Raw genomic sequence first — 22359 nt, 5'->3', positions numbered from 1 at the left:
GTCAGTGCCAGTGCCAGTTCCCGTGTCAGTGCCAGTGTCAGTTCCCGTGTCAGTGCCAGTGTCAGTTCCCGTATCAGTGCCAGTGTCAGTTCCCGTATCAGTTCCCGTGTCAGTTCCTGTGTCAGTGCCAGTGTCAGTTCCTGTGTCAGTGCCAAGCCGCACATAAACTTTCCCTGTTCCAGGTGCGCCAATAATTAAATCGTTAACACCGTCACCATCAAAATCTCCATTACTGATCGAGCTACCTAACTTATCACCTATAGAAGCACCGTCAATTATAAAGCCATTTTGACTGTTGGGACTTTCGAGACTTGAGAGTTCAAAGGTAGGAGCAAAGTCTTCCTCTGCGCCATAAATGACGTAGACTTGTCCAACATTATTATTAGCATTTTTTGCCCCAATGATGATGTCATCAATGTCATCACCGTTAATATCCCCAGCATCACTGACATACCAATCGGAGTTATCAAGGGTTGAAATACCATTGATGGTAAAGCCATTGCTACCATTAAGGTCAGAAAGATTGATGCTAGAACCAAAATCTTCTTTGCCAAAGACCACATAGCCTTTGCCTTTCCCACCAATAATCAAGTCTCCGATGCGGTCACCGTTGATATCCCCAGCTTTGCTAACAGAAAGTCCTGATTGATCACCATCTTGTCCATTGATGACAAAGCCATCGCTGCTACTGAGGTTGTAAATGTTGATGTTATTATCGCTAAAGGGGTTGTCATTGCTACGCCCATAAATGACATAACTGCTGCCAGAATTGTTACCATTGGGATTCGCATAGGGCGCACCAATGATGAGGTCATCAATTCCATCACCGTTGATATCCCCAGCATCACTGACAGAATAGCCTAAGCTATTGTTGTCATCAATTGGGTTATCCGGGTTATAGCTGTAGATAATCAAACCGTCATCAAGCCCAAAGTTTGGGTCATCGAGGTTTAGGGTTGAGTCAAAATTCTCTTTCCCAAAGATGATATAGCTTTCACCTATAGTCCCTGATCCATTATCACCAGGATTAGTTGCGCCAATTAATAGGTCTTTGATGCCATCACCATTGATATCGCCAGCAGCACTAACAGACCAACCGGCATTACGACTATATTCACTGCCTTGAATCTTAAAGCCCTTACTGCCAAGGCTGGAGAGTTCGATGGGACTATTAAAATAGTCGGACTCTTCACTACCAAAGATGACATAAGCAGAGCCGAGACTATTCTCATCTGCACCTGGTGCGCCAATGGCTAGGTCATCAACACCATCACCATTAATATCCCCAATATTCCTAACAGAATAGCCGAATTTATCGCCCGCGTTAGGCCCATTGATCACAAAGCCTTTAGTGTTATCGAGGCTAGAGACATCTATGGTTCGATTAAGTGAATCTCTTTCACCAAAGACTACATAGGTTTTTCCGGCGTTGCTTTTGTTATTAGGATCGCTCGAAGGTGAGCCAATGACGATATCTTCAATTCCATCACCGTTAATATCAACAGCACTAACTGAGTAGCCGAACTCATCGCTACTCAAACCCTTGATAGTAAAGCCGTTGTTGTTGGATATGGGAGTGGAAGTGGGTATAATCTCACCACTTACAGGATCGATAACAATAGTCTCGCCAGTTACAGGATCTATACCGATCAAAAATAACTCTTCATCTTCGCTGCCGGAATTAGGATCTGGTAGGGCTGCTTCAAATGGGATCTCCTCAACTGGGGTATTTTCACTTGTTATGATCGATGGATTGCTGCTAACTCCAGTTGTGGTGGCAATAGCACTAGGATCTAGTTCTGTTGATGGATTGCTGCTAACTCCAGTTGGGGTGGCGATAGGATTAGGATCTGGTTCTGTTGATGGATTGCTAGGATCTTCAGTTGTGGCGGACATAGGATCTAGTTCTGTTAATAGATTGCTAGGATCTTCAGTTGTGGCGGACATAGGATCTAGTTCTGTTAATAGATTGCTGCTATCTACAGTTGTGGTGTCCATAATGATGTAGTGTTATTAGTTTTTCTTCATTGGTTGACAAATTTCGGTTACAGCAAAGCTGGTGTAATAGGTAGTTCCACCCTAGTTACACAAGTATTTGCTATAAATCTGCGTTGAGAAATAGCTCTAGGCTGTAGTTGAGTGGCTAGAGTGTTGGTGATAGTATGGACAGCATTTCATACCTCTGGGGTAAATATGCGTGTTTGCCCCTAAGCTTGAGTCGTTAGAGTAACTTTTGATAGAAGTAGGGGAATAGTAGTTAATACCCTGGTATGATGAAACCTCCCTGGCTTGCAGTTGAGTCGCCAGAGTTGGTGGAGATAATTTTTTCGGATGGTCAGATCCGGTTAGTTTCTATGCCAGATCAAACTCTCTTTATATCCATATTTGTGTACCCAATTTTTCACCTCATATAATCAAATCCAGGTCTATTTAAGACTTGGGGTTTTTGCCGACTACACCCAGACGCGGGAAGATGCTGAAGTTTATGCCTGATTTGATTTAAGGACTCTTAGTTTTTCACTAACGAGAAAGTTTACTTTGATTGCCCGAAAACAGTATAGCCTAGATATTGTGTTATTAGTTGTGAAGTTTCTGTGAAGTTGAGGTCAATAATACGCAAATTTCTGAGTTGGGCTTTTATCATTGGCTGTAAACATGACAATCTGTTTTAGTCTGCGGTTATGATACTTGATGTCAATGGGAAGAATTTCCTTTCCCTGTTCTCAAGTCCCGCTTCCTATAAATTAATCCCTAGTTGTGAATGTCCAATCCGGACTCGTTTTAAATATTCTGACTACTTTTGATCTACTGTTTTTACCAGTAATCCTAATGTGTGGTTAATGCTGGGTCTGGTGTTTAATGGGTAAAAATGAAAATTCTGGGGAAAAATGCCTGCTACTGGTTGTCAACGGGGTAAACTCTGGCTTGATTAGGGATCAGGGATCAGGAGTCAGGAGTATGGCTTACGCCAAGTCAGAAGTCAAAAGAAGAGGGAAATTTCTGTGTTTGCTGCTTTTGCTCGTCCTACTTTGTTATTTGACATATACTCTACCTTTCCATGCGCCTCCACGACCTTGCCAATGTTGTAATGCTGAATCTAATGTCATACAAGTATACATAAAGGAAATAATGGGTAAGCTAAAGGCAAAAGCGAAGGAGCATTTGTAAAAGCGAATAATGGGGAAGTAAGCAAAAGTCATTAGCAGGTATCCAATGACAGAGGTGAGGGTAATTGTCCAATTCCCGAATACCAGTCCTAAAATAATTCCTACTGGTGGGACTATATATACTAAGGTCATTCCTAAGAGGCTACCCAGGAGGAGAAAGGGGGAATAATTTAGTTGTGTGTAAGCACTTCTGGCGACCATATCCCATATTGTTTTGAGGGAATCGTAGGGGCGTAAGCTATAGGTTAAGACGCTAAGTCCTAACCAGATTCTTCCCTTGGTTGATTTGACGGCTTTGGCTAGGGAACAGTCATCAATTAGGGCTTGACGAATAACTTGTAATCCACCAATTCGATTGAGGGCTTCTTTGTGAATAAGAATACAACCTCCGGCGGCGGCGGCGATCGCTTTTTTGGGGTTATTTACCCAGGAAAAGGGATAGAGTTTTTGAAAGAAGAAAACGAATGCGGGTATTAATAGTTGTTCCCAAAAACTTTGACAGCGTAATCGTACCATGATGGATACGAGGTCTAATTTCTGGGATTCGGCTTTGGCAACTAGACGGCGGAGGTTGCTGGCATGATGTTCTATATCTGCGTCCGTAAGTAAAAAATAGTCGGGTTTTAATAGGCTGGCTGTTTGTACACCTTGTGCCATTGCCCATAATTTGCCTGTCCAACCCGGAGGTAATGGGGGGCTGGATATAATCTGTAGTTGCTGGGTTTTGTCGAGGGCGTAGGCTACTCCTTGGGCAATGTTGGCTGTACCATCGCTACTTTGATCGTCTACGAGGAAGATGGTGAAGTTACCAGGATAGTCTTGGAGGAGGAGCGATCGCAAGCTAATGGCAATGACATCGGCTTCATTGCGGGCGGGAATGACTACGCACACTGTTGGTAAGGTGTTATTATCAATATCTTTGTCTGGTGTTGCTTCTAATAGGTGATTAATTCGCCAAAATTGCCCCCAAAATAAGATTAAAAATAACCAAATGACTAAGGATAGAAGGGTCAAACTCAAGATAATTGTTGCCATCACTGTTGCCATACTCCAATTTAAAACTTAAAAAACACATTTAATTGTCACTGACTTGGATAGAATACAATATCTGCTGATTTTGGGGAAGAATTTTCTCGTAATTCGGTTATGTTATTAAATACTTGAGTTTGGTGCTGAGGTAGGTATTTGATGGAAACACAAGATGGAACAAAAGTCAATAAAGTTGTTGATGCGATCGCGAGGCTGACCGAAGGTATCGCCGCCAGTCAAAAACATCTGCTTTCTATTCAAAATCCCGATGGTTATTGGTGGGCAGAGTTAGAATCTAATGTTACCATTACCTCGGAAGCTGTTTTACTGCATAAGATTTGGGGAACTGATAAAACCAGACCTTTATATAAAGTTGAAAATTATCTCCGTTCTCAACAGCGAGAACATGGAGGTTGGGAATTGTTTTATGGTGATGGTGGAGATTTAAGCACAACTGTAGAAGCTTATATGGCTTTGAGGTTGTTAGGTGTACCTGCTACAGACCCAGCATTACTAAAAGCGAAATCCCTAATTTTAGCTAAAGGTGGTATTAGCAAAACTCGGATTTTTACGAAGTTACATCTAGCTTTGATTGGCTGTTATAATTGGCGCGGACTGCCTTCTTTGCCACCTTGGGTAATGTTGCTACCCGATAATTTTTTCTTCAATATTTATGAACTTTCCAGTTGGGCGCGTTCTAGCACTGTACCATTATTAATTGTCTTTGATCGGAAACCCATCTTTAAAATTGATCAACCAATTAACTTAGATGAATTATATGCTGAAGGTGTGGTAAATGTAGTTTGGGAATTGCCAAAAAATGGTGATTGGTCGGATATATTTAACACCCTTGATGATGGGTTTAAATTAGCAGAAAGATTGAATTTTGTACCTTTTAGAAATGAAGGCATTAAAGCCGCAGAAAAATGGATTCTAGAACGTCAGGAAGTTACAGGTGATTGGGGGGGAATTATTCCCGCTATGTTAAATTCTCTGTTAGCTTTAAAATGTTTAGATTATGATGCTAATGATCCAATTATCGAACGGGGTTTAAAAGCAGTTGATAATTTTGCTATTGAAACAGAAAATAGTTACTGTGTTCAACCTTGTGTTTCTCCTGTATGGGATACTGCTTGGGCGATTCGGGCTTTAATTGATTCAGGTTTTGCGCCAAATGATGCCGCTATTGTCAAAGCTGGAGAATGGTTAATAGAGAAACAAATTCTCGATTATGGTGATTGGAATGTCAAAAATAAGCAGGGAAAACCCGGTGCTTGGGCTTTTGAATTTGAAAATCGTTTTTACCCAGATGTAGATGATTCGGCTGTGGTTGTTATGGCTTTACATCAAGCAAAATTACCAAATGAAGAACTGAAAAAACAAGCTATTAATAGGGCTTTAAATTGGATTGCGACGATGCAATGCAACCCAGGAGGTTGGGCAGCTTTTGATATTAATAATAATCAAGAATGGCTCAATTATATACCCTATGGTGATCTAAAAGCGATGATTGATCCCAATACGGCTGATGTCACAGCTAGAGTATTAGAAATGTTGGGGGCTTGTAATTTATCAATTCAACCAAATAATTTAGAAAAAGCTCTAGATTATCTTTTGCAGGAACAAGAAACAGCAGGTTGTTGGTTTGGACGTTGGGGTGTAAATTACATTTATGGAACTAGCGGCGTTTTATCAGCTTTGGCTTTAATTAATCCTTTAAAATATGCGGGAAATATCAATCAAGGTGTTAATTGGTTAGTGAAAGTCCAAAATTATGATGGTGGTTGGGGAGAGACTTGTTTTAGTTACAATGATCCTAATTTAAAAGGAAAAGGTGACAGTACAGCATCCCAAACTGCATGGGCTTTAATTGGGTTAATAGCAGCAGGTGAAGCAACGGGAAAATTAGCTCTTGATAGTATTGAAAAGGGGATTAATTACCTGTTAGAAACACAAAAATCCGATGGTACTTGGGATGAGATTTACTTTACTGGGACGGGTTTTCCTTGTCATTTCTATTTGAAGTATCACCTTTATCAACAGTATTTTCCGTTAATGGCTTTGGGAAGATATCAAGCGATACGTTAGTAATAGAAAACATTAAAAAAATAGATCCCCGACTTCTAAAAGAAGTCGGGGATCTGAAATCCCACTTTAGATATATCTCTATCTATTTCTTTAGCATGAAGTTAAGTTAATAATTCAAGTTTAGACTATACTCAGGCTTTAAACTATTCACGCATAATTATTTTGTTATTGATTTGAATACTGGAGATAAAAAAATGGAATATACTGAGTTTATAACCCATGTTCAAAGTTTAGCTCAATCGGAATTTCGTGAAGAAGCAGAAGTTGCTACTCGTGCTACTTTGGAAATTATTAAAAAAATTATTCCTAGTGACGAAAGAGAAGAATTAGCAGCACAAATACCCCAGGAATTGAGAGAATATTTATATGGAGGTGAAACAGAACCTATTCAATCTTTGAATTTACAAGAATTTATTGAATGTATCAGTAACAAAGAACAGGTAGAACCCACGATAGCCGCTATTCATGTGCGGGCTGTTTTTGCTGTTGTACAACTTGCTGTTTCTCCAGAAGATTTCCGCAAATTTTATAACTATTTCTCTCATGATTATGAGGAATTATTCACTATCTCACTTGCTTAGTTAAAAGAAATTTGCAAGGGGAATATTTAAAAATACTCGATTTCTCTACGAAGTCGGGTATATTTTTGTTTACTAAACATTGAAAATGAATTACTATAGATAAAAAATCATTAAAGTTAATTTCAGGAATTATGCTGACTTTTACTCAACGTCAACCACCTAATGATGATACTATAGTTACTTTCACTCTTGCGCTGACTGCGGAAGAACGAACTCGTAGCCGTCATAAATTTACATTAGCAGACGGTCAGGAGATTTTTTTGCGTTTAGCTAGAGGTACGGTATTAAACGATGGTGATCTTCTCACAGATGAAACTGAAAGTATTTATATGAGAATTATTGCTAAACAGGAACCTGTTTTAACTGCTTATGCAGAAATTCCTTTATTATTAAGGGCTGCGTATCATTTAGGAAATCGTCATGTTCCTGTGGAAATTAATTCTACTTATTTACGCTTATCTCCAGATACGGTTTTAGCTGCTATGTTAATCCAATTGGGGTTAGAAATTAAAGAGGAAGTTGTACCTTTTCAACCAGAACTAGGGGCTTATGGAAATCACTCTCACGCATAGCCATTTTTTGGCGATTTTACAATTAGCAAGTCCAGCTTTACCTGTTGGTGCATACAGCTATTCGGAAGGGTTGGAAATGTTAATAGAAGATGGTACTATTACTAATGTTGAAAATCTCCAAGATTGGCTAAAATCTGAATTACTTTATGGCTCAATTCGCCTAGATGCAGCGATAATGTTGAGGGGTTTTTATGCTGTGAAATCAGGTGATATACAGGCTTTAAAGCGGTGGAATTTATGGTTGTCAGCGGCGAGGGATACGGAGGAATTGCGGGCTGCTAGTTGGCAAATGGGGCGTTCTCTGATGCAATTATTGGGTAAGCTAGAACCGGATATTTTACCTGTGGTGAATGCTGTAGGTTATCCTAGTAATTATGCGATCGCTCTTGCGATCGCTTGCGCTCATTGGGATATCAATATTCAAGCCTGTTTATTAGCTTATTTACATAGTTGGGCGAATAATTTAATTACTGCTGGTATTAAAATTATTCCTCTGGGACAAACTGCGGGACAGGAGTTATTACTGAGTTTACAATCTTTATTAACTACTACTGTGGGGGAAATTTTGACAATGACAGATGATGATTTAGGATGTTGTAATTGGGGTTTGTCTTTAGCGAGTATGCAGCACGAAACCCAGTACACTAGGTTGTTTAGGAGTTAAAAATTATGACGGCTTTAAGGGTGGGAGTTGCAGGTCCTGTGGGTTCGGGAAAAACGGCTTTAGTAGATGCTTTATGTAAGGGTTTACGAGAACAATATCAGTTAGCTGTGGTGACAAATGATATCTATACTCAAGAAGATGCTCAATTTTTAGTCCGTTCTCAAGCCTTAGAAAGCGATCGCATTTTAGGAGTAGAAACGGGAGGTTGTCCTCATACTGCTATCCGTGAAGATGCTTCTATGAATTTAGCCGCAATTGAACAATTAGAAGAGAAATTTACCAATTTAGATTTAGTCTTTTTAGAAAGTGGTGGAGATAATTTAGCGGCTACTTTCAGTCCCGAATTAGTAGATTTAACAATTTATGTCATTGATGTAGCTGCTGGTGATAAAATTCCCCGCAAAGGTGGTCCAGGTATTACTAAATCTGATTTATTAGTTATTAATAAAACCGATCTTGCTCCCTATGTGGGTGCTGATTTGAATATAATGGAAAGAGATGCAAAAAAAATGCGTGGTGATAAACCTTTTGTTTTTACAAATCTGAAAACTCAAACTGGTTTAGGAGATGTTATTCAATTTGTGAATGCAGCTATTTGTTAATTGTCAGAATCAGGATTTACAGGATTAAAGGATTTTCATAATGTGATTGATTTGCTGGTCAACTAGGCTTTTACCAGCCCTCACTTACCCGAGTCAAATTTATTTTGACGGGTAATGATCGGAAAAAACTTCTGTTCTTTCCTCCCCTGCCCCCGGTGCCTCTCTTCTCCCCCTACTTGGCTTCACCCGTCATTTTCACCTGAGTTCGACATAAGATAATTTTTGGAAAACTGCCCCAAATATGAGTCTCAAACCCTGATGATCTCCTTGAAAAAATCATAACTCTGTTCGCGTAGCGTCTCCGAAGGAGAAACTCCTAACACCGAACTCAGGTATTTTCGGGTTGACAGACTACTAGGGTAAAATGACAACTGACAACTGACTATCTGGGGTAACGTTTCATTAATTCTCTGACTTGCTCTGCATGATAGGAGCTTCTTGTCAATGGTGAAGAAACAACTTGTAAAAATCCTAGTTCTTCGCCAAAAGTTTGCCATGCTGCAAATTGTTCTGGTGTTATGAAGTTAGATACTTGTAAGTGTTTTTGACTGGGTTGGAGATATTGCCCAATTGTCAAAATATCACAATCTACTTTTCGTAGGTCTTCCATAACTTGGCGAATTTCTGCATCTGTTTCACCTAAGCCGACCATGATACCAGATTTGGTGTAAGTGCTGGGAGAAATTTGGCGAGAGCGTTGTAATAATTCCATTGTGCGATCGTAATTTCCCTGGGGACGCACACGGCGATACAAGCGAGGAATGGTTTCTGTATTGTGGTTAATTACTTCTGGTTTCCCTTGGAGAATTATTTCTAAAGCTTGCCAATTACCGCATAAATCGGGAATTAATACTTCTATTGTTGTCTGAGGCGAAACTTCATGAATAGCATTAATACAGTGGACAAACTGAGATGCACCACCATCAGGTAAATCATCTCGGTTAACGGAAGTAATCACGACGTGATTAAGCTGCATTCGCCGCACTGCTTCCGCTAGTCGTATGGGTTCGGTGGGATCTAAGGCTTGGGGTTTCTTTTCAAAATCAATATCACAGTAAGGACAAGCTCTAGTACAGGCTGGCCCCATAATTAAAAATGTGGCAGTACCCGCGTTGAAGCATTCCCCAATATTGGGACAGGAAGCTTCTTCGCAAACGGTATTCAGGGCTAAATCCCGCAAAATTTCTTTAACGTTACCAACACGCTCCCATTGAGGTGCTTTCACTCTCAACCAGTCTGGTTTTACAGTCACAGTCTACTTTTACCATTTTAGTTATACAAATCTTATGGTAGCAAGCAAAGACCTTGGAGGCAGATGAAATATTTGTTATTTTATAATGATTGTGGTAATATTTTTCTATAATGAATGCCACTTTTGTGGCGGGATGTGGCGCAGCTTGGTAGCGCACTTCGTTCGGGACGAAGGGGCCGCTGGTTCGAATCCAGTCATCCCGATTGTTGTTTTGTCACAGTTGGTAGAATTTGATAGGGAAAGAGCGATCGCATCCCTAGATGAAGGTAAAGCTGTGATTCTGGTGTGGTTGGATGTTATTTATCAGCACTTAGTTCTGAAATTGGGAAAAAATTATATTTAGCTAATAACAATTAATTTTGCTCGAGCAAACTAACTTTGATATCTGTTTATTTTTGCAAAAAGCTCAAATCTTGAATAATCAAGGCTCTCCACCTTTACTTTTTTTAGTGGTTCTAGATTTCTTATTAGTTTGCTTGGGTTTATTAACTTCTTTTTCTAAAGGTTCTTCACCTTTACTTTTCCTGGTGGTTCTAGATTTTTTATTAATTTGCTTGGGTTTACTAACTTCTTCTATTTGTTGGTTTGTTTTATCTTTATTTTGATAATGGTGCTTTAAATCAACCCAAAGATGTCTCAGATCAAATGGCGTAGGTTGAATCTGTTCACGCTCTAATCTTTGGTCTAGTCTTGTTATATCTGGTTGTTCACCATCAGAAGATAATTGAATATCAGGTAATAACTCAGATGCAGCATTAGTATTAACTTCCTCCAAAATAGCTTGCAATTCCATATATTGGATATAGCCAATCATTGCGCCTGAGTGTGATGATTTACCATAACTCCATTCAGGATCAACAAAACGTTTAATACCCTTAACTACATAGTTTTTATTAAATATCCATGTGGAACTTGATGGAGAACCTAGTCGCTTGGATTCAATAATATAAAATTTGTCCCTTCTATCAGGGTCAAGTTCGTTAGTATCACATACACCCCATTGAAAGTCTGGACGTTTAAATTCTCGTGTACTTTGAGTTACATCATCTGCATCTGGTTGGTTATTTGATTCATAGGTAATAGGCCACTCAATACCTTGATTTTGATTTTGTAAATCCCCGTTTGCGCGACGTACAAGAAGACATAATTTCCGATTTATTTCATCTTCCTTATCTGGAAGTGAAGATTCTTCACGGAGCATTTTTAAAGCTAGTTTAAATATTTCCAATACTCTTTTTTCATGTCTAGTCCATATATCTTCTCTTTGCCTACTAATACGAATCATAATACCTCACCCCTATCACTTTGAGTAGTTTCTTGTAAGTGAATTGCTTGTAGCAACGTAGCTTCAGCATCTTCACGAGCCATACTACGAGTCCACAACCGCATTTCATTACGCTTAATGATAATAATTTCAGTATCGCTAACTACACGAATCATGCCATCAATATAAATTTGATGACTATCATAAGGAACTAAATTATGTTTACCAATACTTCCTAATATTTCTTTCCATTCATCTTCGCTAGAAGTAGAACTAGAACGGTCTGGTAGAGAAATATTTTTCTCTTGAGTTGAAAATACAACAGCTAACATACTTGAGTTTGTTTCAGCATCAATAACTTTCCAATTAAACTCACCATCAGGTTCAAGTTCACGATTCCAAATATTGAGAAAAGTGTAAATATAGCTTTGAATATGATTTTGATTACCACGTATATTGGAAATATCTGCAATAGTACCTTGCAATTTTAGAAGAGATTTTATATTTAAAGATTGCACAGCCTGACTATTACTGTGGTTGTAGAAAAATTCTATTCCAACATCACACATATCTCTGATTAGGTCACGTTCTGATATATTCAATTCATATAAATCAAATATTGCTTCATCTAAGCTATACTCTAAATCTGTTAGTTGATTATTTAACTGTATTTGATAATTATGGAACTTGTACAAAAATATCATACCCGCTATACAATTAATTCTCCCAATAAGTAGCCAAATAATTGGTATGGTATTAAGCCGCGAATCTCTTACTCGCTTCACTAATTCATATCTTTCAACTTGATTCCAATTTTGTAGTTCTTCAACAATCTGAATAATTCGCTCACGCAGATTATTATCTGTAGGTAAAGTAATTGGGAGATTTAGATATTCATCCTTATAAATTCCATCGTGCCATATACCCCATTTACTAGAAGTAAGAAAAAAGTAGTAACGCGATAATGAAGACCACAAGATACCCAGGATAACTTTATATTTCCAGGTTTCAGGTTCAATTAATTTAATGCAGTTAATTGAATTAGTGAAGCAGAATCTAGCTGATTCCATACGAGCTATTATCTGCCCTTTATTACCGGAAGATTGAGTAATACCATGCTTTATTAATAATCTATCTCCTTCGTATAAAGTTAGGTTACGTTCTCTAGTTACCATTACAGGTGGTTTTTGAAACCAATCAGGCTTAATAAGTTCATATCTTTGAAAATATTCAACTGGTAATTGTCTTGGCAGATGAGATATCTTTTGATCTTTTTTACCTTCAGAAAACCCTTGTCCACTATTATTTTTATCATGCAAAACTTTCAAAGGAGTGTATAAATTTATAGCTGAGACAAGAGATACATCTCTATGATTTCCCCACCAGTAAATTTTCCAAAGAGTATCATTACGCAAAAAGTCTGCCTGTCTTACTACATGACGATCAACAACACTCAAAACAACTGCTTGAAGTTCCTTAACCATTGCAGTTTTTTTAGCTGACCAGTACAAAACATAGGTGTTCTGAGTTTTTACTTCGCTTTTCTTGCAAAATAAAACTGAGGCAAATGGAGCAATTGCAGAAGATTTTTTGGATTTTTTACTACTAGTTTTTGCAGATGCTTTATTTTTTATATGATCCTTTGTAGCTCGACGAAAAAAAACATCTCTGACATGAGCAAAGTTAATAACTTCTTTAAGTTCAACTTTTTTAAGCCACTCGTTCCTAAATGCTTTACTGTTTTTGTGTGTCTTTAACAAAACACCTGTAGATACTAAAAGAGATGCCCAACCATTATCACGAAGTAATTCAAGCACTCTCCAAATAAAAGCCTGGGATCTTTCATTATCCCCAACTGGGTATTCATGGGTTTCACACCATTTAGCTATTTTATTCCATCCAATTGGACTTGAACCCCAAGGAGGATTACCAACTACTACATCAGCACAATTACTATTAAACCTTTTAAATATTTCATTATTATTTTTTATTGCTGAAGTAATATCAAAAGTATTTGCTCTAAGCAAATTATTAAAATGCTGTTGATCATCAGTCCAACCATCTTGGTAAATAAGATTGGGTAGATGTTTTCCATTTTTAATTTGTTTAAGTATATCTGGAGCTTCCTGATAGTGAATAAGAGCAAGATATAAACTAAATGATGTTATGCGTATAGCTTCTTCATTAATTTCAATACCTGCAATTTGATTGCATAAAACCTCTCTCATTTTTTCTGCATTTAAACGCAGTCCATTATTTTTATAAACATGATGGCGAATTATGCGTCTGAAAGATTCAACTAAAAATATTCCTGATCCACAACAAGGATCAATAACACGAGGATTTTTATCTAAACATTCTGGATTTAGAACTTTGGAAAGAAGATATTCTACTAAAGAACCAGGTGTGTAGTGTGTACCAAAATCATCTGATTCTTCATTTTCTTCATGATAAAATTCTTCATAAATACTGCTAATTAGGGAAATAGGTATAATTTGAAATTTATAAGCCCAGAAGAATAATGATTTTTGTGAAGAAAAATCTCCCGTTAAAAAACTTTGTAAAAGCTCAAGATGATCTGCTGTAATTGCCTGTTTCTCTTGAAGATCGGAGGGAAACATATCGCCATTAAAATCATTAGCTAGTCTTTCAAAAAGCGCATAGGTAAAATCTTTGTTTCCTAGAATCCTGATATAGAATTGTTTAGCTTCAGGTTCAAGATTACGTGGCAGGAAGTCTGGTGCATTTAGTAAATGTTGCCATTGTGGATTTTCTTGTGCTATTTCATCAAAATACTCCTGTGAAAGTATTTCTCTATCTTCTAAATATCTAATAAAAATTGATCTACCTATAAGGGAATGAGCATATTTTAATTTATCTCCTATAAGCCCTTCATCCATGAGAGCAAAACGGACTCTCTTAAGATCCTGAATTAAAGATTGATCAGCCCGTTGGTTGTCTGTCCCAAAACGGTGATCTTCAAATAATCTACCAGACTCTATTTGCTCACGCCTATATTGATATAATTTTGATGCTACCTCGGCTGTAGTTCTAGCAACAGCTAATGACTCTTTGTTTTGCCACTCTTCAATAGTTTTAGATGGAGGCTTAGTTAAATCATAAACAGCAAGTTCACCTTGTTTTGCTAAAAATAAATATTGAGGTCTTGCCATGCACCAAATTTTATTAAAAACACGACGTAAAACCTCATCATCTTCTGTTTCTTCTACACCAGCAAAAACAATTATAGGATTATTGTTAACAAAAAAAATCTTTTCTGCCCCAACTTGCTTACCTAAAGATAGCCAATCTCCTTTTTCGATCCATTGTTCCAGCGTCAAGTTAGTAGGAGGAATATCTGTAGCAAGAAGCTCACCCTCTTGAAAATTGAGAGTTGAGTAAGCAGCTTCTAAAAGTTCACGAACAGAGTTCAGACCTACAACCATATCTAAATTTAAGTAAAAGTCATATATAAACACTGAAAGATTATCAGTGATATAATATCAGATCACCCCAATATATCACAGTCAGTAATCAAATATGCAACGGGTAATTAAAGATCAATAATATTACTTTGCATAAGCCAAAACTTTTGCTACTTCGCCATCTCCCCAAAAGGCGTAAAACACCGATGACACCAACCATCAACCCACAAAGCCGGAACTTTAAACCTCGCTCCACAATTAGGACACTCAGACAGCAAACTTAAATGATGATGCTGACACCCTTGAGTCACCTTAAACTGCCACTCAATCCGATGACAAGGCGACACCACATAACAAGCAGCACAAAGCCGAATAGGTTCAAGATTCATTCCCACCCCAGCAGGTGGTAACATCTGCTCTAACCTATTAGCATCAACCCCCACAACCTTAGCCACAGCCTCCAATTGTTGCCGAGAAGGAGGGGGATTAAAACGAAACCTTTGCCAACGGGCGATCGCACTGGCCAAGACCCAGGAAAAACCAACATTTACACATCCTACGTTGGGTTTCGTTCCTCAATCAAACCTTAAAAAGGTGGTAATTCTTTCAAAATGGTAAAGCGAATATGGTTAATAGCCAAGTCACCTAGTGAAATCTCTTCTTTTGTTAAGCGGATGCCATTTTTGCTTAGGGTTTCAAAGGTGATGCCTTTACCAATTTCGATGTGATACCAGCATAAGCCCATGAAGAACCTTGTAGGATATGGACCACCTTCTTCGAGATCATCAGGATTGGATTCCATTGGCAACCAACCAATTCCAGGAATGTAAAACTCTAACCAAACATGATTAAAATCAGGTTGAAGAGGAACGCCCTGGTGTTCGGCATAGACTGGACATTTATATCTACCAACGGTGCGACAAGGAATGCCATTGAGGCGACAAAGTGCTAGTAATACACCTACATATTCTCCACAAGAACCAGTACCCCGATCCAAGGCGATATCGGGTGAGTCAATATGGGGTTTAATGGCATAGGATAATTGATCATAGACATAGTTACGGATACTGTACATTTTCCGTAATATGTTGGTTTCTGTACCAACGGCTGTGCGGGCTGCACGGATAACAATATCGGTATCCATTGCCAGGTCATCATCATCTACCAGATAGCGGGTTTTTAATTCTGGTGACAGTTCGGGAACATCTTCCACGTCTCTAGGAGTGATGCGATGTTTAATGCCGCGTACTTCTACTAATGCCTTCCAGCCAAATATGTGACGTTCACCGGGAGCAATGCTATCAAATTTAAATACGGCTACTCTTTGTCCGTCAATGATTTCTTCAGTGAAAGGTAAACCAATATGTTCAACTTGTTGGACTTTTTGGCGTTGGGTTTCTGAGGGGAGGGCTATACGCCATTCTATATCGGCTAAGTAAACTTCATCCAGGGGGGAAATTTCCTCAACATAAGACATTTCTATGAGATAGCCATTGGAGAGGGCGTAGCGTTTATCCTCTTGGTAATGATATTGTAGGGAATGAATGAATGTGCGATCGCGGTAGGTTAATTCAAAACAGGGGTCAGCGTTGGGATTATCCCGAATATAAGGTTCTTCGCTGGAGTATGCCACATAAATACGATCTTTGCCTGTATCATCCTGTCCGTAAACCGCGATACCTGTAGGAGAATCAAAAGGCGTGAGAACACTAAAACGGACTTCTCCAGTTGCCCTATCCATAGAGTAAACTGTTTGTTCCGTGCGATCGCATACCCACAAAGTTTCTTTACTAACTGCTAAATTTTGTATACCGACACCAGGGGCATAAAATCTGGTGATTTCCTTGCGGGTATCTCGATTAAAAATCAAAATATAGCCAAGTCTTTGGCAACTAACATAAACGGTAGATTCCCAAACGGCCACACCATCAGCAGGGTAGGGTAAAGTCATAAAATGCTCTAACCCTAAAGATGCCAATTTACATAAATAGACACTGTTCCCACGAGTCACCCACAGATCATCTTCCCACAGGGCTAAACCGGTAACTTCTTGAAATTCGCGGACTTGGTGGGGATTGATAATTTTGCTGTTATCGGTAAGGGGGTCAATTTCTAATAAATGACCTTTAACCGTATCAATAGCAATAAGTTTATCTTTAATGGAAGCAATACCATAGAGGGTAGCAGCAGTAACTGGTCTGATTATTTTTTGCCCAAACATCTGGCTCACCGTCAAACTAGGTAGTGGAACACTCATAAATTATTATTTATTAACAACAGTTGCCATAGAGAAAGGAGTTCAGGAGTCAGGAGGAAGAAGAAAGAATAAAATTACCCAATGACCAATGACAATTGACCAATGACTAATGACTAATGACAACTGACAATTGACCAATTCCACATTTTCGGACATCACTAAATTATGATCGAATTTTGTAACCATTTCCTGTAACCTACACGATGTCTGCTCATTCTTTACCTGAATCTACCCACCTCTGGCATGGCTTGGAAGTTGAAAAAGCTTTAGAAATGCTTGATAGTGACGCAAACAGCGGCTTAACCTCCCAAGAAGTTGAACAGCGTCGTCAGAAGTATGGACTCAATGAACTCGAAGAAAATGGAGGTCGTAGTCCTTGGCAAATTCTGCTAGATCAGTTTACCAATATCATGTTATTGATGCTGATTGCCGTTGCCCTTATTTCTGGCTTTTTGGATTTAGTGGCTTTGACTGGGGGGACATTAAAACCCGGTGAAGTGCCATTTAAAGACACAATTGCCATTATGGCTATAGTTATCCTCAATGGTATTTTGGGCTATGTCCAAGAAAGCCGGGCCGAAAAAGCTCTAGCAGCCTTGAAAAAACTGTCTTCTCCCTCAGTGCGAGTCCTACGTGACGGTAAACTGGGGGATGTGGCGGCTAAGGAGCTAGTACCGGGGGATGTGATGCTGCTGGAAGCGGGTGTACAAATAGCTGCGGACGGTCGCTTAATAGAACAGTCTAATTTGCAAGTGCGAGAATCGGCTCTTACAGGTGAAGCCGAAGCTGTCAATAAGCAAGCCATACTTACACTACCAGAAGATGCACCATTAGGCGATCGCCTCAATTCAGTTTTTCAAGGTACGGAAGTCCTCCAAGGTCGGGCGAAGGTACTGGTAACTCACACCGGAATGCGCACAGAACTAGGCAAAATTGCCGCTATGTTGCAGTCTGTGGACGGTGAACCTACGCCTTTACAGCAGCGCATGACCCAATTGGGTAATGTTCTCGTCAGTGGTTCTTTAATTCTTGTAGCCATAGTAGTTGGTGGTGGACTTATTCATGATCTAACGAAAGGAATAGGTTGGAAGAATTTACAAGAATTAGTGGAAGTTTCTTTAAGTATGGCGGTGGCGGTAGTTCCTGAAGGTTTACCTGCGGTAATCACTGTGACTCTGGCTTTGGGAACTCAGCGTATGGTCAAGCATCACGCTTTAATTCGCAAACTCCCAGCCGTAGAGACTCTTGGTTCTGTAACTACTATTTGTTCTGATAAAACCGGAACTCTAACTCAAAATAAAATGGTGGTAGAGTCGGTGTACACCAATAATTCTACCTTTCGCGTCACTGGAGAAGGTTATACTCCCATTGGCGATTTTCAATTAAATGGTGAAAAAGCCAGTTTAGATGAGGTCCCGGAAATTTCCGCCTTGCTTGTTCCCTGTGCTGTTTGTAATGATGCTGTTTTGCAACAACAACAAGGAGTATGGGCAATTTTAGGTGACCCCACAGAAGGGGCTTTAGTTACCTTGGCAGGAAAAGCCGGAATTGAACAAGACCAATGGAGTAGTAAATTACCTCGTGTTTCTGAATTTCCCTTTTCTTCTGAACGGAAGCGCATGAGTGTGATTTGTCAACTAGAAGCTGTAGCCACTGGTGATACTTCTTTAACCGCTATTGACCCAGCCATTGCTGGTTTTGTGGAATCTGAAAAATACTTAATGTTTACCAAGGGTTCACCAGAATTAACTTTGGAAAGGTGTACAAAAATCCATTTAGGTAATCACTCGATTTCTATCAGTGACGAACACCGCAGCCAAATTTTGGTAGCTAATGACCAAATGGCGGGTAAAGGTTTACGGGTCTTAGGTTTTGCTTATAAACCTTTAGCTGAAGTTCCCCTAGATGGTTCTCATGATACATCCGAGGTAGATTTGGTCTGGTTGGGGTTGGTGGGAATGCTAGACGCGCCTCGTCCAGAAGTGAGGGCGGCTGTGCAAGAATGTCGCCACGCGGGAATCCGTCCGATTATGATTACTGGCGACCATCAATTAACTGCTCAGGCGATCGCTATTGATTTGGGAATTGCCCAAGCAGGTGATAGAGTCCTCACTGGTAAGGAATTACAACTCCTCAGTGACCAGGAATTAGAGGAACAGGTTGACTTAGTGAGTATTTACGCGAGAGTCTCCCCTGAACATAAATTAAGAATTGTCCAAGCCTTGCAACGTCGCGGGCGATTTGTGGCAATGACAGGCGATGGGGTGAATGACGCTCCCGCCCTCAAACAAGCTGATATAGGCATTGCCATGGGCATCACAGGCACAGATGTGAGCAAAGAAGCCAGCGACATGATCCTCCTTGATGATAACTTCGCCACCATAGTTGCTGCCACGAAGGAAGGTAGAGTTGTTTATACCAATATTCGCCGCTTTATTAAATACATTTTGGGTAGTAATATTGGGGAAGTTCTCACCATTGCGGCTGCGCCATTGTTGGGATTAGGGGGTGTTCCCTTGAGTCCTTTGCAAATTCTCTGGATGAATTTGGTAACAGACGGTTTACCAGCTTTAGCATTGGCTGTAGAACCACCAGAACCTGATGTCATGCAGCGTCCCCCCTTTAGTCCCCGTGAAAGTATTTTTGCCAGGGGTTTAGGTTCTTACATGATTCGCATTGGGATTGTTTTTGCCATCATTACAATTATTCTCATGGAATGGGCTTACCATCATTCTCATGCAGCCAGCTATCAAGGAGATGTGGATACTTGGAAGACAATGGTATTTACTTCATTATGTCTAGCACAAATGGGTCATGCGATCGCCATTCGTTCTAATAATAGACTTACTATCGAAATGAATCCTTTTTCTAATCCCTTTGTCTTGGGGTCAGTCATTGTCACCACGATTTTGCAATTGATGTTAATTTATGTTCCACCCCTGCAAAGTTTCTTTGGTACTCATGCACTGAGTTTAGAAGAATTAGCAATTTGTATCGGCTTTAGTGCTTTAATGTTTGTCTGGATTGAAGGTGAGAAGATATTCTTCCGCTTTATGGGCAAAAGGAATGTTTAATTGGTAAATTGTTAGAATCAGGATTTACAGGATTTGAAGATTAACAGGATTTCATTTCATTATCTTTGTATTTTTTTATCCTGATTCTGATATTTACCAATTAGTCATCAATATGTATCTAAAAATCAACTTCAACAAGATCCAGAATTTCATCGTCAATCCTGTAGGGGCGGGGTTTCCCCGCCCTTAATTGTATTGCTGCATAAAAAACCTTGGTGCGGGTAAAATTATAGAATTAATTAGGGGATAGATATCATGGGTGAATCCAAACGGAGAAAACAGCAAGATCCCAACTACGGGAAAGTTAAAAATCCTGTCAAAAATCTTATGAAAGTTTTTTGCCCATTCTTTGAAGATTACGATAATTTATCTCATCTCGATGGTGATACTATATCTTTGATGATAGCTAAACAGGGTTACAAAGAAACGGGTTTGAAAGGCATAATTGTCACAGGATATCTAGCCGAACATTTATTAAAAGACTATCCTCCCGAATCTGAATTAGTCCAAGCCTTCAAACAACATGGAAATATTTATGTTACTTCCACATTAGCCCTAGCATATTTGGAAAATGATATCAATAAAGAGGAAAATCTTCGGAATTTTGATACATACGACCCATTAAATGAATTTATATGTATTAAAAGCGATTCTGAAAAGTACCAAGTAAGTTTGGTAACAGGATCTTAAAAAAATTTTCTTATCTCCCACAAAATCCCCAAAAGAATCCGGGCGACTGGAAGTCACGGCTACACAAGCAAAACCCACCTGCGTGGGTTTTAAATTTACCTAGTCCGCGTAGGCGGACTTTGTTTGTATAGCCGTGATTTCTAATCGCCAGCTTATTTCTGCAAAATTGGGATGCTCCCAATAGGTTTCTCATCTCAAAGATAACTTATTATAGAAGTCAGGGATTTTGAATCCTTAGCCATTATGTACTTAAAAACTTTACACCTCAAACAATTTCGGAATTACCAAAACCAAAAAGTTGAATTTACCGCTGCTAAAACAATTTTGGTAGGTAATAATGCTCAAGGAAAATCGAACTTGTTAGAGGCTGTGGAGTTATTGGCAACATTGCGATCGCACCGGATGGCACGCGATCGTGATTTAATTAAGGAAGGTGAATCTACAGCCCAAATTCATGCCACCCTAGACCGAATTCATAGCCATAGTGATTTAACCCTCACCCTCCGTCGTCAAGCCCGTCGCACCGTCGCCATAAATGGGCAAATAGTCCCCAGACAAATGGACTTTCTCGGTGTTCTCAATGCAGTAGAGTTTTCTAGTTTGGATTTAGAATTGGTGCGTGGTAGTCCTGAAATTCGTCGCAACTGGCTAGATACACTCTTAATTCAATTAGAACCAGTTTATGCTCACATTTTGCACCAATATCACCAAGTTTTACGCCAACGCAATGCTTTTTTAAAACTTTATCTAAATACACCAGAAAAATCTCTACAATCAGAATTAGCTATCTGGGATGCACAATTAGTAACTTCTGGTACAAGGGTGATTATGAGAAGAAATAGAGCTATTCAACGATTAGCTCCTATCGCTTCTGCATGGCACGCTAGTATTAGTGGAGCATCCGAAGTTCTGGAAATTAATTATGCTGCTAATATTCCCCTGGAAAAAACTTCTCCTCAAGAATTACAAGCGGCTTTTTTTGCTAAACTACAACAGAGAGCCGTTGCCGAATCACATCGAGGGATAACTTTAGTTGGACCCCACCGCGATGAAGTAGAATTAATTATTAATCAAACTCCTGCCCGCCAATATGGTTCTCAAGGACAACAAAGAACATTAGTTTTAGCTTTGAAATTAGCAGAATTACAATTAATTGAAGAAGTTATTAATGAACCACCCTTACTATTATTAGACGATGTTTTAGCCGAATTAGATCCATCTCGTCAAGGTCAATTACTTGATGCTATTCAAGACCGATTTCAAACCTTGATTACTACTACTCATTTAGGTGCTTTTGACTCTCAATGGTTGAAATCTTCCCAGATTCTATCTGTAAGTGCGGGAAAAATTGACAACTAATACCAATTTTATAGCAATTCCCAATCTCAATAAATACACCCCAACTGACCTAAGGCTATACCCCCTTAGTCCCCAGAATTTTTTGAAGCTAAATAGAATTATTATAATAGAAAAACACTTTGCAAACATTGGAGATCTTCAACTACCCGAAATCGTCAGAAAATAATGGCACATCATAAAATTTAAACTTTTGGTCTAAGTAGGTAGACAAAAATAAATAGAACTATGTTAAGTAAGTTAACAGATTCTGAAATTGGCTCGTAGTTAGGGCTTTAGCCCTACTTTCAGGTCTAAAGACCTTACTACAAACCTTTAATTATTTACGTTACTCTACT

16 protein-coding genes, 1 tRNA gene and 1 pseudogene are annotated in these 22359 nt (G+C 39.1%); 10 read left to right on the top strand and 8 right to left on the bottom strand.

Features of this window, described 5'->3' with window-relative positions; translation table 11 throughout:
- Both PN471_RS12015 and PN471_RS12010 read right to left on the bottom strand, forming a co-directional pair.
- Positions 1–1998: pseudogene (locus tag PN471_RS12015) on the bottom strand (hypothetical protein); the annotation flags it as partial.
- Between the two features lie 1034 nt (positions 1999–3032).
- A complete protein-coding gene (locus tag PN471_RS12010) occupies positions 3033–4202 on the bottom strand; it encodes a glycosyltransferase (RefSeq protein ID WP_271777045.1) in 1170 nt (389 codons plus the stop codon).
- A gap of 153 nt (positions 4203–4355) precedes the next feature.
- On the opposite strand from PN471_RS12010, the gene shc reads away from it, so the two are divergent.
- From shc to ureG, 5 genes are all read left to right on the top strand, one after another.
- Complete coding sequence (gene shc, locus PN471_RS12005; RefSeq protein ID WP_271777044.1) at positions 4356–6284, top strand: squalene--hopene cyclase; 1929 nt, start codon at positions 4356–4358, stop codon at positions 6282–6284.
- A 194-nt stretch (positions 6285–6478) separates the two neighbouring features.
- Positions 6479–6865 (top strand): DUF2267 domain-containing protein, encoded by a 387-nt coding sequence (locus PN471_RS12000; RefSeq protein ID WP_271777043.1) that lies wholly within the window; start codon positions 6479–6481, stop codon positions 6863–6865.
- A gap of 131 nt (positions 6866–6996) precedes the next feature.
- A complete protein-coding gene (gene ureE, locus PN471_RS11995) occupies positions 6997–7437 on the top strand; it encodes an urease accessory protein UreE (protein WP_271777042.1) in 441 nt (146 codons plus the stop codon).
- On the top strand, positions 7415–8101 hold the full coding sequence (locus PN471_RS11990) for an urease accessory protein UreF (RefSeq protein ID WP_271777041.1): 687 nt from the start codon (positions 7415–7417) through the stop codon (positions 8099–8101). Before ureE ends, PN471_RS11990 begins: the two co-directional genes overlap by 23 nt.
- 5 nt (positions 8102–8106) lie before the next feature.
- A complete protein-coding gene (ureG, locus tag PN471_RS11985) occupies positions 8107–8703 on the top strand; it encodes an urease accessory protein UreG (RefSeq protein WP_271777040.1) in 597 nt (198 codons plus the stop codon).
- Between the two features lie 382 nt (positions 8704–9085).
- Here the strand turns inward: ureG and lipA are convergent, their stop codons facing one another.
- Positions 9086–9955: a lipoyl synthase gene (gene lipA / locus PN471_RS11980; RefSeq protein WP_271777039.1), complete on the bottom strand. Its 870-nt coding sequence runs from the start codon at positions 9953–9955 to the stop codon at positions 9086–9088.
- A gap of 129 nt (positions 9956–10084) precedes the next feature.
- Here lipA and PN471_RS11975 point away from each other — a divergent pair.
- Positions 10085–10158 (top strand) — tRNA-Pro (locus tag PN471_RS11975).
- Positions 10159–10166: 8 nt separating this feature from the next.
- Positions 10167–10298 carry a hypothetical protein gene (locus PN471_RS11970; RefSeq protein WP_271777038.1) on the top strand — a complete coding sequence of 44 codons (132 nt, stop codon included), beginning with the start codon at positions 10167–10169 and terminating at the stop codon, positions 10296–10298.
- A gap of 78 nt (positions 10299–10376) precedes the next feature.
- On the opposite strand, the gene PN471_RS11965 is transcribed toward PN471_RS11970, so the two are convergent.
- The 5 genes from PN471_RS11965 to PN471_RS11945 form a co-directional block, all read right to left on the bottom strand.
- Complete coding sequence (locus PN471_RS11965; protein WP_271777037.1) at positions 10377–11240, bottom strand: hypothetical protein; 864 nt, start codon at positions 11238–11240, stop codon at positions 10377–10379.
- Positions 11237–14665 (bottom strand): HsdM family class I SAM-dependent methyltransferase, encoded by a 3429-nt coding sequence (locus PN471_RS11960; protein ID WP_271777036.1) that lies wholly within the window; start codon positions 14663–14665, stop codon positions 11237–11239. The genes PN471_RS11965 and PN471_RS11960 overlap by 4 nt, the downstream gene beginning before the upstream one ends.
- Positions 14666–14814: 149 nt before the next feature.
- Positions 14815–15171: a hypothetical protein gene (locus PN471_RS11955; protein ID WP_271777035.1), complete on the bottom strand. Its 357-nt coding sequence runs from the start codon at positions 15169–15171 to the stop codon at positions 14815–14817.
- Between the two features lie 59 nt (positions 15172–15230).
- Complete coding sequence (locus PN471_RS11950) at positions 15231–16901, bottom strand: transglutaminase domain-containing protein (RefSeq protein ID WP_271777034.1); 1671 nt, start codon at positions 16899–16901, stop codon at positions 15231–15233.
- Positions 16902–16943: 42 nt separating this feature from the next.
- Positions 16944–17087 carry a hypothetical protein gene (locus PN471_RS11945; protein ID WP_271777033.1) on the bottom strand — a complete coding sequence of 48 codons (144 nt, stop codon included), beginning with the start codon at positions 17085–17087 and terminating at the stop codon, positions 16944–16946.
- Between the two features lie 17 nt (positions 17088–17104).
- On the opposite strand from PN471_RS11945, the gene PN471_RS11940 reads away from it, so the two are divergent.
- The 3 genes from PN471_RS11940 (at position 17105) to recF (ending at position 22024) form a co-directional block, all read left to right on the top strand.
- Entirely contained in the window at positions 17105–19975 is a 2871-nt protein-coding gene (locus tag PN471_RS11940; protein WP_271777032.1) for a cation-translocating P-type ATPase, read from the top strand.
- Between the two features lie 255 nt (positions 19976–20230).
- Entirely contained in the window at positions 20231–20665 is a 435-nt protein-coding gene (locus PN471_RS11935) for a hypothetical protein (RefSeq protein WP_271777031.1), read from the top strand.
- Between the two features lie 243 nt (positions 20666–20908).
- Positions 20909–22024 (top strand): DNA replication/repair protein RecF, encoded by a 1116-nt coding sequence (recF, locus tag PN471_RS11930; RefSeq protein WP_271777030.1) that lies wholly within the window; start codon positions 20909–20911, stop codon positions 22022–22024.
- The last annotated feature ends 335 nt before the right edge of the window (positions 22025–22359 follow it).

This window comes from Aphanizomenon sp. CS-733/32 (assembly GCF_028330045.1).
GTDB classification, from domain to species: Bacteria; Cyanobacteriota; Cyanobacteriia; order Cyanobacteriales; family Nostocaceae; genus Dolichospermum; species Dolichospermum gracile.
Note: the sequence above shows the minus strand (reverse complement) of the source record. Positions and strands in the feature narration are given on the sequence as shown.

Coding starts and splice junctions, on each gene's coding strand:
- PN471_RS12010 (WP_271777045.1), bottom strand. CDS start 4,202: ATGGCAACAATTATCTTGAGTTTGACCCTTCTATCCTTAGTCATTTGG.
- shc (WP_271777044.1), top strand. CDS start 4,356: ATGGAAACACAAGATGGAACAAAAGTCAATAAAGTTGTTGATGCGATC.
- PN471_RS12000 (WP_271777043.1), top strand. CDS start 6,479: ATGGAATATACTGAGTTTATAACCCATGTTCAAAGTTTAGCTCAATCG.
- ureE (WP_271777042.1), top strand. CDS start 6,997: ATGCTGACTTTTACTCAACGTCAACCACCTAATGATGATACTATAGTT.
- PN471_RS11990 (WP_271777041.1), top strand. CDS start 7,415: ATGGAAATCACTCTCACGCATAGCCATTTTTTGGCGATTTTACAATTA.
- ureG (WP_271777040.1), top strand. CDS start 8,107: ATGACGGCTTTAAGGGTGGGAGTTGCAGGTCCTGTGGGTTCGGGAAAA.
- PN471_RS11965 (WP_271777037.1), bottom strand. CDS start 11,240: ATGATTCGTATTAGTAGGCAAAGAGAAGATATATGGACTAGACATGAA.
- PN471_RS11960 (WP_271777036.1), bottom strand. CDS start 14,665: ATGGTTGTAGGTCTGAACTCTGTTCGTGAACTTTTAGAAGCTGCTTAC.
- PN471_RS11950 (WP_271777034.1), bottom strand. CDS start 16,901: ATGAGTGTTCCACTACCTAGTTTGACGGTGAGCCAGATGTTTGGGCAA.
- PN471_RS11945 (WP_271777033.1), bottom strand. CDS start 17,087: ATGGTTACAAAATTCGATCATAATTTAGTGATGTCCGAAAATGTGGAA.
- PN471_RS11940 (WP_271777032.1), top strand. CDS start 17,105: ATGTCTGCTCATTCTTTACCTGAATCTACCCACCTCTGGCATGGCTTG.
- PN471_RS11935 (WP_271777031.1), top strand. CDS start 20,231: ATGGGTGAATCCAAACGGAGAAAACAGCAAGATCCCAACTACGGGAAA.
- recF (WP_271777030.1), top strand. CDS start 20,909: ATGTACTTAAAAACTTTACACCTCAAACAATTTCGGAATTACCAAAAC.